The organism is Marivirga sp. (genome assembly GCF_035704835.1).
In the GTDB taxonomy this organism is placed as follows: domain Bacteria; phylum Bacteroidota; class Bacteroidia; order Cytophagales; family Cyclobacteriaceae; genus Marivirga.
Genome location: NZ_DASSWQ010000041.1, coordinates 49457 through 60335, shown reverse-complemented (window position 1 = coordinate 60335; position 10879 = coordinate 49457). Strand labels below are relative to the sequence as shown.

Here is a 10879-nt window from a genome sequence, read left to right as displayed (position 1 = left end):
GTTCAACCCTTCTTCTAAAACTGATCTAACAATCTGTTCTTTTTGATCAATACTGAATTTGTTCCTTTTTCTCTTTTTCATAAAAAACCCCAAAGGTTATGTCTAACTTTTGGGGTTCACTTCATCTCTGCAAGGCTTTTTTATTTTCAATTAATAGAATTCATAAATTAACTTTTCTAATACTTCTCCTTTCAATAGTCTTACTGACCAAAATGTTAATTCTAAGGCCACATTTTCTAAAAGATTAAAATATATTACACCAACCAATAACATTCTTCCTTTACAGCAGTAATAATTTGCTTTCTATTTGACTAATTATTGACTATCTTAAATGATATTTATATGGATATAGTTCTATTATATAATGAAAATAAGATTTCTATATATCGCTATCGCAATATTCATGAGTTTTTCATCTGATTTGATGTCTTATTCCAAAACGGATAGCCTTAGAAGAAAATTATTAAAAGTAGAAGGTCAAAAAAAAATCGATGTCCTACACCAATTAATTTTTGAAAATTGGTTAAACCGTCCTGATTCCGCACTAAAATATGGAGAACAAGCACTTCTACTAGCAAAAAAACTTAATAACCCTATCAACATATCAAAATCATTAAGATTATTAGGAGGTACTTATCATTATAAAGGAGAGTTTGAAAGTTCTCTGGAATATAACATTCAAGCGATGGAAATCGCAAATCAACTGAATGATTCGGTCCTCATGCATAATGCATTAAACAATATTGGATTCGTTTATATCAGCCTAGGCAACTATCAAAATGCATTGGAATACCTTATCCGTTCTTACGAGATAAAAAGAAAATTGGGTGTCAAATATGGATTAGAACATACATTAAATAATATAGGACTAGTTTATGTTCAAGCACATATGTATGACAGTGCTCATCGCTACTTACAAAAAGGATTAGAGGTGGCAAAAGATAATAATGAGCTCGACCTCATCATTTATTCTCAAAATAACATTGGGAATACTCATCTTGCACAATCAGAAAGTGAAAAGGCAAGTCATTACTTTACTGAGTCTTTAAAAATCACTGAATATTTCGAAAACAAAAATTGGGAAGCCGTAGCATTACAAGGCATGGGGCAGGTAATGCTGCAATCTCAAAAATATGATTCTGCACTCTATTATTTCAACAATTCATTCTCAATTCGAGCGTCTATCAAAGACCAAAAGGGTATGAGCGAAATTTACCTTTGGCTTGCCAGATTATCCTTAATAGAAAATCAAGCAGAGAAATCATTACGCTTATTAGCTAAAAGCGATTCCTTAGCCACTAAGATCAAAGCAAATAATCTCCTAATTGATATTTGTGAGGTGAAAGCAAAGGTTTATCAAAAACTGGGGGATTTAAAAAAAGCAAATGCAATGCTTGAAATGAACCTCATGCTGAAAGATTCTTTATACGTAAATGTGCTGGGCCGAAATCTAAGTTTGATTCCCTTAAAACTAGAAGAAAATGAAAATAGAATGCTTTTACAGAAAAGTGAAATAGCGCTTAAAGAGCAAGAATTTCAAAATCTGGTATATCTTTCTATTCTAATCTTAATTATTCCTTTTTCAATACTGCTTTTCTTAATTTTTCAACGAAATAAAAAAATAAATAAAACTCTCACGAAACAGAATGATAAAGTAGAAGCGCAAAAAGAAGAAATAGAATCTCAGAAAGAATATTTAGAGCTGAACCTCAAAGAGCTTGAGAGAGCGAAAAATGTGATCAGTAGCCAAAAAGAAGAATTAGAAATCCTTAATGAAAAACTAGCAGGTACAGTTGATAAACGAAACATTGAATTAAAAACTGTAAATGAAAGATTAAGAACTACCAGTTTGGAGCTAGATAATTTCATTTATAAATCTTCGCATGATATTAAAGGACCTATCGTCCGACTTATGGGTATTTGTAACTTGGCACTACGCGATGTTGAGGATACCAAAGCTTTAAACTACTTTAGTATGTTAGATAAAGCTGCTCTTAGATTAAACGTTATTATTGAAGAGCTGAAATTAATAAGTGAATTGAACGATAAAACGATAGAAAATAGCCAAATCGATTTTAGAAGCATTATCCAAGAGTCATTCAATGAAGTGGTTTATATTGAAAATATTAAAAACTTTGACTTGATCATTACTATTGAACGGAATTTAGTCTTTTATTCGGATGCATCTTTGATCAGACTCATCGCTTTCAATTTATTGCAAAACTCGGTACAGTTTATGAAAAGTGAAAATATCACACACTACAAGATTGAATTTGCATTAGCCCCTCATAGCAAAAGCATTAGTATGATTTTCAAATTATTTGACCTTCGACTTATTGATGAAGAAAGTAACAAGCTTATCAATGGTTTCTCAAAGGCACAAAATCAGTTTGAAAATATTAGCATTGGTCTTTATACCGTAAAGCAATGTATACAGAAATTAAATGGCAGCTTCCATATTCAATCAAACGCTCAGAAAAACACTATTTTTGAAATAGAGTTGCCCATGAGCATTTAAAATCCTATTCATCATTATCAACATTTACGGAAACATTTCCTCCTAAAGTAGTTGCTATCCCTATTCTTAATCCCCAACCTTTATATTGCATATTTTCGTACTGCGTAGCTACTTCTATTCGGAAAAATCTCACAATTCCATCTAGAGAATATCCTAATTCAGTGTAATTATTGCTGTCAGGCGTGTAAAGATAATTTAGGAAAATTCCCTCTTTAAGTCCCATGAATCGAGTTACTGGAATTTGTGTAATAAATAATTTTCTGAATCGATGAAATATAAAAGCTTGTGAATAGTACTGATCAGTACTGAATCTGTAGTAATCTAAAAGCCTGAAGGATTCTACTGGGTCTTTTTGCGTAATAAACGCTCTATTTCCCGGAAAATGAGCATAATCCATAAAGCCTAAACTTTCATTATTTAGAAACGCACCAAATTTAGTGTTCAGATAGGTTCTACCCTTGGCTCCAAAATCGAATTCATCTCGATAGCCTACTTCTATCCTGTCGAAATCAACATCACTTCCTGCTAAGTTTTTAAAACCTTTATAATATTCTAATGAAAAACGTGCGTCTCGTTGTATCACGGGTCTTTTAACACCATTCCGAATCACATACTTGATAAAAGGTTGGTATTCAATTTTTACATTCGCAGTTAAGGCATGCTGTCCATCAAAATCATTAACTGGATTTATATTAACAGGATAGTTTGGTGTGAATTCTCTGTCCCAATCTACGATACTGAAATCTGCATTATTATTTAAACGTCTTCTTTCTTGGTACTCTATGGCTGCTGACAATTTCGTTTTCACAGAAAATTTTCTAGTAAAATTCAATTTCATAAAATCTTTCTCATAGATTTTCATGAAATTTTGTTCCCATAAGGTAGTAAAGCTTGTGTTGAGTAATGGCTCCACAGCTGGATCATCATTAAACTGTTGGATGTATCGGCCAACTCTAAATTCAACATCACCCGTTTTAAATTGGTACTTGGTTAATATCTTTCCAATTACCTTATTTCTGGCAACTGAATATCGTGCTGTTGGTTTTATTAAAGCATATGACTCTCTGTTAAAATAAGTTCTATCAACGGCACCCCTACCCCCAGTAGTATCATATTTTATGGAAATAAATCTTTTTAACCCTAAACTATAATCAATATTTAAGCCTTCTACCGTATTATACTGTATATTTAAAAATGGATTATAAATCTTAAAATCTAATCTATTGGCACTGTCTATTCTATAATCTCCACCCACCAAAATATCAGTAAACTGGAACGTTTTTTTCTTTACATTTTTAACAGAATCCTCTGAATCTGCAACTTGCTTAATCACATTCAGGCTATCAATCTTAGCATAACCTCTAGTTTCATCAGTTGAAAGTGGAATAGGTCTTATTTGTGCCCAAAAATTAGAATCTTGGTTATAAGCTCCAGAATCTACTTCAAAATCATAAACTCCAATCACATCTTGTCTGGCTAAAGAATCTTTTTGCGTTTCCCCGTATTCTTTCATGATTTTGGATAAATCCTCCGCTTTAACAGCAATTTGTTTCTGATTTCCAGCAGCATTTAATTCACTAGCCTTTTCAATAATTTCCGGAGAATTTACACTGAGTTCAGCATCTTCTTTATCAATAATTTTTATACTTTTTGGCAGCGCTGGATTTAACTCCAAGGTGTAATCATTCATTGAAGCCAAATATTTTGCTTCAAAACCAAATCCCATCGGCTCACCATTTACATCAAATTGATGGGTTATTGGCATCCAGGCTAAATCTTCAATTTTTTGATACTCCTGGCAAATTCTTACTTTTATTCCAAGCTCAACTTGTGCGTTCAAATCGACTCTAAATAATGCCCAATCATCCTCTACTAACTGAATTTCACCTTCAAATACATTAGGTGCTGCTACTTTCGGAACAACTTTAATCTTATTGATTAAAATGTCTCCATCCATAAATGCTCCCAAATGTTTAAATTCATAATAGCGAAAAGCTTTGGAAGAAAGAGGAGAAATCACTGAAGCAATTTCATCTTGATAAAAGCTGCCAGCAATAAATCGCATTGGATTGGCATTTACATCGGTTTTTTTCGATGCATAAATAGAAATAACCTTTTCTGAAAACTGATTGGGTCTTTTATAACTTACTTCGCTAACTGATTCAGTGATAATAATTGTTTCATCATCTATCCCTTCCTTCTTCATTATACTAGTCATGTAAAAAGGAATAGCTGTAATTTCTATTTTTCCTTTTACATACACAGTTGCTGAATAGGAATCGATCTGCTGACGATGATAGCTACTTTTTGCAATTGCTTTTCTCATCATCCAATTAGCAGGATCTGTTGCTTTGGCAGTGGTAGTTACTTCATCTAGCAATAGGGTCTGCTTTGGTAATTGTACATCCAACTGAATAAACTTGTCGTTGACGGAAATCTCCTTTATGACCGTTTCGTAACCAACAAATTTAAATTGAATGGTATAATTACCTTCTTTTAATTGTAACTCATAATAGGCTTCCTGATTAGTAGAAGTACCTGAACCTGTTTCTTGTACATATATAGTTGCAAATGGGAGCGTTTCTCCATCAACTCCAGTTACTGTGCCTCGAACTCCCTGTGCATTTAATTCAACAAAAGAGGATAATATTAAAAAGAAGGTAAATAATTTTCTCATAGATTAGGTTCAAATATCGTTCAAGATATTAAAGTTAAGATTGAAAGATGAGACTAAGGAGAAAAAGTTAACTATAAAGTTTTTTTCCTTTAATCCTATCTAAAACCGCATCTGGAACCAAATATTTCACTGAACGATTCTTTTTTATGGATTTCCTGATGAAAGTGGCCGATATATCCATCATGGGTGCCTCCACAAAACGAACGTTATGATGAGCTTCTAAATCAGATTTTTTTGCTTCTGGGCGCGGATAAACAAGCAAACCATAATCGCTTAAAATCACATCACTATTTTTCCATTTAGGAAAGCTTTTCAAATTATCTTGTCCAATAATTAATTTGAAGTTGTGATTTGGATGCTGATCAGTTAAGTAGGCTAAAGTATCTGCAGTATAACTAGGTTTAGGCATTTTAAATTCAATATCCGACACTTTCATATGGAAATGATCTCCTATTGCAGCTTGTACTAAATCATATCGGTCAAATTCGTGCGCTAAAGATTTCTGAGTTTTGAATGGGCTTTGAGGGGAAACAACGAACCAAACTTCATCAATGTCGGGTTCCTCCAGCATAGTGTTAGCAATAATCAAATGGCCAACGTGAATGGGGTTAAAGGAACCAAAAAAAAGACCTACGTTTTTATTCATGACCTTATCTTTAATCTACTAACAAGTTTTTCACTAAAGCGAAAAACCTATTGTTTTATTTTCAATCTTTTTGTGGTACAGAGGAATGCTAGCTTTTTATATTAACAGTTGAACATTTCCACCACAAAAGTAACAAAAGAACATAAAAGAAAGTACCCGTGGCTATTTTTCAGGATATATTTAAAAATGTGGCTTAAATTCTTAAAAGAATAGGATTGGCGGGTTGAAGGGGAGCATCCAAAGTTTTATAAAAAACACATATTTTATGTAAGAAAGTACTAGATACTTTAAGCTTTCCCAATAAAGCCAGCTACCATATCTTCTGCTTTCTTCAAAGAGGTTTCCAAATCTTCATTCACTAAAGTGACATCAAACTCTTTTTCAAAAGTCATTTCAAATTTGGCCTTGTATAATCGTTGAGATAAACTAGATGATGATTCGGAATTTCGATTAGTTAATCTTTGTTCTAAAACCTCCAACGAAGGGACTTTCACAAAAACAGCTAAGGCATCTTCCTCGAAATATTTTTTAAGCTTTAACCCACCTTTTACATCTACATCAAAAATGACGGTTTTACCCAAATCCCAAATTCTTTGAACTTCCTTTTTTAAGGTGCCATAAAAATTGCCTTCATAAACTTCTTCCCATTCAACGAACTCGTCTTTATCGATACGTTTTTTAAATTCTTCAACGGTAAGAAAATAATAATCTACACCATCAACTTCAATTCTTCCTCTTTTATCTCGAGTACAAGCAGAAATGGAGAATCCTAATTCAGGATGTTTATCTAATAAATGTTGGACTATGGTAGTTTTTCCCGCACCAGATGGAGCTGAAAAGATTATCGCTTTACCGTTTTTCTTCATTTTAAGGAAGCAGTTTCGAGAATTTTACTTTGGATGGTGTTAGCCAAACCGTTGGGCGATTGATTAGGTTTGATGTGATTTTTAATACTTTCTGTTATGCTTTTGCTAAGCAAATATTCTTCTCTGCAATTTTCGCACTCTTCAAGATGCTGCTTTAGTTCTTGTTGTTGCTTTTGAGTTGCTTGTCCATCTATTACAAGTTGTAATAATTCTGTACATGCTTGGTTTTGCTCAACTTCCATGGTTTGATCGTTCATTAAAAAATTTTGGCAATTGCCTTTATTGTGCAAATATGACCAATGTTTTCCTTACGTAAAAATCTCTTTCAATTATTTTCGTTTATCCTTATAACCTAAGGAATTGGCATATAGCTTTAGTTTTTCTTTTAATAAATTTCTCGCTCTGTGCAATCTACTTCTTACGGTGCCAATAGGAATGTCCAAAATCTTAGCCATTTCCTCGTAAGTGAATCCTTCTAAATCACACAAAATAATTACGGTTCTAAAATCCACATCTAATGCATTGAGCGCATTAGTGATTTCATCACCTATTAAATGTTGAACAGTTTCAACTCTAAGGTCAGTTGTAATATTTTCATTAACTGAATCAGAATTATAAAAAGATTCTACTTCTTGGTAATCAACCTTATTAGGCTGCTTACTTTTCTTTCTATAATTATTGATAAAACTATTCTTCAAGATCCGAAACAGCCATGCTTTCGCATTGGTTCCCGTCTCAAAAGAATTAATGAACCTAAAAGCTTTCATAAAAGTCTCTTGCACCAAATCTTTGGCATCATCTTCATCCAAAGTAAGCCGATAGGCGAAATTATACATCGCATCAATATGCGGCATAAATTCTTGATTGAATACTCTTTGTTTATCTTTGCTTTCGTATGACATGCGCTCTCCCACAGACTAGTTTAATTATTGTATATAACCGAAAATTGGAGAGAAGGTTATAACAAGTAATTCTTTAATATACTTAAATTTAATTATGAATATTCTTATTCTTTGTGCACAAGGTGGTGTGGCCGGTTCCACTTACAGTATTTCATATTTGGCCAACGGACTAGCAAAGAGAAATCATAATGTTTTTTTAGGATTGAGAAAAGATACTTTTCTTGAAAGTCTCATTGATAATTCTAAGGTTAAAACAGTTTACATGCCTTTCAATGGTAAAACTGATAAAATCACTCGCACCCTACTTAAAGAATTAATTGAAAAAGAAAATATCCAAATTATTAATGCTCAATCATCGAACGATAGATACGTTGGCCCCATAGTTAACTTTCTTTATAGAAAAAAAGTGAGAATTGTTCAAACCAGAAGGCAGAATCCTAAGAAAATGATAGGGCTGAATAAATTTTTTCAAAATATTTTCAATAATTACTTCTGTGATAAGATTGTGGTAGTTAGTGAGGCTTTAAAAGAAATTTTTATTGAAAGAGGAATACACAAAAACAAACTTCAGGTAATTCATAATGGAACCCCTACTGAGCAATATCAGCCAAATTTAGAAGTAAGAAAAAAATTACAGAAAGAACTAGGCTATACGGATGAAGATATTGTAATAGGATGTGTGGCCCGCTATAAAAATCAACCACAATTCGTAAAAGCTTTACAATTTCTCCCAAAAGAATGGAAAATCCTTTATGTTGGCTTGGATGAAGAAAGCTACAGAAACCGATTTCCTGATGAACCAGATATTCATGATGTACCGCAAGACGTACAATGCATAGGACTAGTAAATGATAAAGCTACTGTAATTCAGTACTACACGCTAATGACTGTTAATGTACTCCCTTCCACTATGGATGGATTTGGACTCACTCTAGTTGAAAGTATGGCAATGGGAACACCAGTAGTCGCTACGGCCTTTGCAGGCATTCCTGACGTTGTTCAACATGAAGAAAATGGCCTTTTATATGAAAATGAAAATTATCAGGAATTTGCCAATCAAATCAAAAGAGCAGTAGAAAATCAGGAATTAAGATCCACGCTTTTGAAAAATGGTAAAAAAACTGCATTTGAGACTTTCTCCATAGAAAACACTATTAACAAATACGAGACCTTTTTTAAGGGAATTTTATAAAGTGAGGATCAGATTTGCTAACTAAACGTTTTCATCATTTCCATTCCAAAATCAAAATCTTTTCGGACGGCTACACTATCGCCTTTTACCCTTTTAATTTCAAAGCCATTTTCCGAGAAATATTGCTCTGCATTGGAATATTCTTCATCACCCAAATGACGGCTTTCAAATACAATTACCTTCGGTTTATTTTGAGTCAAATCATATAATTTAATCACCTCAAAATCAAAGCCTTCTACATCAATTTGCAAAACATCCACTTCCTGTATTTGATATTTTGCCCGTAGAAACTCGAATGTTTTGGATTCCACCTTAACCTGGTCAATATAATCCTTTTTATCTGCAGGTACTTTTATACCTTTTCGCTTCGCTATTAGATCAACATCTCCTCTCTCAACTTTATCTTGTAATGTAGGCTTATGAAATGTAGTAAGTCCAGTTGCCCATCTTTCTCTGGTAAAACTGATTTTATACATATCCATCAAGCTGATTTTATCGCTTATGGCAATATTCTCCATAAAAACACCTTCATCTCTCTGATAAAGCGGGAAAAGTTGGTATCGAAATACGTCAGGTTGAGGCTCAATTAATAATCCTTTCCACTTATCGCGTTTTACGAATTTATGAATTGGATCATGATTTATGCCGTCATTGGCTCCCACTTGAATCACAAATATTTGGTCTAATTTTTTGGAAATCTGATTATAAAAATAGCCCAAACTTCCTTTTTTAGGATTAAAAAAGTATGTATAAAATATGGTGAAAATTATAGAATTGCGTGCTGATAGCTTGAAGACAAATTTTTTATAAGCTTGAGTAAAGTATTTTTTCATTCGAAAAGGAATTTTTTAAACTAAGAAGGCACAATAATACGAAGAATCGAGTTCGAGAAAGAAAAATTAGTCAATAATTAATTCCTAGGTTAGGATTTGCTTGTTTCATTAAATTAATTTGAGAGCAAATCATCATAAAATTGTTCATATTCTTCCACCGTTTTACTGGTATGAAAAACAGTTTGAATTCTATTTTGGGCTGCTTTTCCGTATTTTTTTATTAGCTCAGGATTATAAATATATTCTTTCATCCCTTCTGCTAGCGCTTTTGCATCTGCCTTTGGAACCACAATGCCTGACTCGCCCGAAACTACCAACTTCTTATTTCCTGGGATATCAGTAATCAATGGAGCTTTGCCCAAGGCCATTGCCTCTATTGCGGCTTTTGTGATGGACTCACCATAGAGAGAAGCCAATACAAACACATCGCAATTATTTTCAACCTCCAAAATATCATTCCTGAAACCCAAAATATGAATTCTATCTTTTACCGGACTCTCCTCAATCAACTTCAAAAATTCAGGCCTATCCATATTTCTTCCCGCTAAAAACAATTCAAAAGGAGCATCCTCCTTTAGGTGATGTGTCGCTTCTAAAAGGTATTTCACTCCCTTCATTTTCCGGTCATTCGCAGTACATATAAATTTCACATGATCTTTACGTTGTGTATATGCTGACAAATCAGCATTTTCCTTCACTTGATACCACGAAATATCATGCCCCTTATTGATAGTTTTAAAAATTATCCTCTTACCAAAATAGTTCTTTTCAAAAAGCTCTTCTATTGCTTTAACATTACAGATGACTGCATCAACAATTTTATTAAAGTACTTTAAGTACATAAACGGATCATACCAAGCGATATTACCAGTATAACCTCTGTACAAAATCACCTTCACGGGCAGACCCTTGGCGGCAGGGATTCCATTTAAATATGCCAAACTATTATACATTTGAAGAACATCATATTCACCTTTAATTAATTCTTCTCTTATAAAATTGATACTTTCCTTATCTCTTTTCTTAGTAGGATGGAAAGGAATAACTCTAATTCCATGTTCTTCAAAACGAGGAATATAAGAAGCTCCTTCGTACGTCATAATAGTAATTTCATGTCCTTTTTTGGCCAACCCGATGAATATCTCAGCTTCTGGTCTCACCGTCACAATGGATTTATAATTACTAATGACTAATATTTTCATACAAATAATTTTAATACCTTCAATACAAGAAGAGAATGAGGAT

At 33.1% G+C, this 10879-nt stretch carries 9 protein-coding genes; 2 read left to right on the top strand and 7 right to left on the bottom strand.

Annotated elements, in window-relative coordinates; translation table 11 throughout:
- The first annotated feature begins 364 nt into the window (after positions 1-364).
- Positions 365-2518, top strand: a complete 2154-nt coding sequence (locus VFM92_RS06290) for a tetratricopeptide repeat protein (RefSeq protein WP_325121343.1) — start codon at positions 365-367, stop codon at positions 2516-2518.
- A 4-nt stretch (positions 2519-2522) separates the two neighbouring features.
- On the opposite strand, the gene VFM92_RS06285 is transcribed toward VFM92_RS06290, so the two are convergent.
- The 5 genes from VFM92_RS06285 to VFM92_RS06265 form a co-directional block, all read right to left on the bottom strand.
- Entirely contained in the window at positions 2523-5195 is a 2673-nt protein-coding gene (locus VFM92_RS06285) for a DUF5686 and carboxypeptidase regulatory-like domain-containing protein (protein WP_325121342.1), read from the bottom strand.
- A gap of 67 nt (positions 5196-5262) precedes the next feature.
- Positions 5263-5841, bottom strand: a complete 579-nt coding sequence (nadD, locus tag VFM92_RS06280; RefSeq protein ID WP_325121341.1) for a nicotinate (nicotinamide) nucleotide adenylyltransferase — start codon at positions 5839-5841, stop codon at positions 5263-5265.
- A 287-nt stretch (positions 5842-6128) separates the two neighbouring features.
- A complete protein-coding gene (gene gmk, locus VFM92_RS06275; protein WP_325121340.1) occupies positions 6129-6707 on the bottom strand; it encodes a guanylate kinase in 579 nt (192 codons plus the stop codon).
- Positions 6704-6964, bottom strand: coding sequence for an anti-sigma factor (locus VFM92_RS06270; protein ID WP_325121339.1), 261 nt, complete (start codon positions 6962-6964; stop codon positions 6704-6706). Before VFM92_RS06270 ends, gmk begins: the two co-directional genes overlap by 4 nt.
- A 72-nt stretch (positions 6965-7036) precedes the next feature.
- The gene (locus tag VFM92_RS06265; RefSeq protein WP_325121338.1) at positions 7037-7609 is read right to left on the bottom strand and encodes a sigma-70 family RNA polymerase sigma factor; all 573 of its coding nucleotides are present in this window, start codon (positions 7607-7609) and stop codon (positions 7037-7039) included.
- Between the two features lie 94 nt (positions 7610-7703).
- On the opposite strand from VFM92_RS06265, the gene VFM92_RS06260 reads away from it, so the two are divergent.
- Positions 7704-8801: a glycosyltransferase family 4 protein gene (locus tag VFM92_RS06260; RefSeq protein ID WP_325121337.1), complete on the top strand. Its 1098-nt coding sequence runs from the start codon at positions 7704-7706 to the stop codon at positions 8799-8801.
- A 17-nt stretch (positions 8802-8818) separates the two neighbouring features.
- Here the strand turns inward: VFM92_RS06260 and VFM92_RS06255 are convergent, their stop codons facing one another.
- Both VFM92_RS06255 and VFM92_RS06250 read right to left on the bottom strand, forming a co-directional pair.
- Positions 8819-9634 (bottom strand): FkbM family methyltransferase, encoded by an 816-nt coding sequence (locus VFM92_RS06255; protein WP_325121336.1) that lies wholly within the window; start codon positions 9632-9634, stop codon positions 8819-8821.
- Between the two features lie 113 nt (positions 9635-9747).
- Entirely contained in the window at positions 9748-10836 is a 1089-nt protein-coding gene (locus VFM92_RS06250; protein ID WP_325121335.1) for a glycosyltransferase family 4 protein, read from the bottom strand.
- Between the last annotated feature and the right edge of the window lie 43 nt (positions 10837-10879).

Bases quoted from the DNA above. Each gene is read 5' to 3' on its own strand.
- gmk (WP_325121340.1), bottom strand. From the start codon at position 6,707: ATGAAGAAAAACGGTAAAGCGATAATCTTTTCAGCTCCATCTGGTGCG.
- VFM92_RS06270 (WP_325121339.1), bottom strand. From the start codon at position 6,964: ATGAACGATCAAACCATGGAAGTTGAGCAAAACCAAGCATGTACAGAA.
- VFM92_RS06255 (WP_325121336.1), bottom strand. From the start codon at position 9,634: ATGAAAAAATACTTTACTCAAGCTTATAAAAAATTTGTCTTCAAGCTA.
- VFM92_RS06250 (WP_325121335.1), bottom strand. From the start codon at position 10,836: ATGAAAATATTAGTCATTAGTAATTATAAATCCATTGTGACGGTGAGA.
- VFM92_RS06285 (WP_325121342.1), bottom strand. From the start codon at position 5,195: ATGAGAAAATTATTTACCTTCTTTTTAATATTATCCTCTTTTGTTGAA.
- nadD (WP_325121341.1), bottom strand. From the start codon at position 5,841: ATGAATAAAAACGTAGGTCTTTTTTTTGGTTCCTTTAACCCCATTCAC.
- VFM92_RS06265 (WP_325121338.1), bottom strand. From the start codon at position 7,609: ATGTCATACGAAAGCAAAGATAAACAAAGAGTATTCAATCAAGAATTT.
- VFM92_RS06290 (WP_325121343.1), top strand. From the start codon at position 365: ATGAAAATAAGATTTCTATATATCGCTATCGCAATATTCATGAGTTTT.
- VFM92_RS06260 (WP_325121337.1), top strand. From the start codon at position 7,704: ATGAATATTCTTATTCTTTGTGCACAAGGTGGTGTGGCCGGTTCCACT.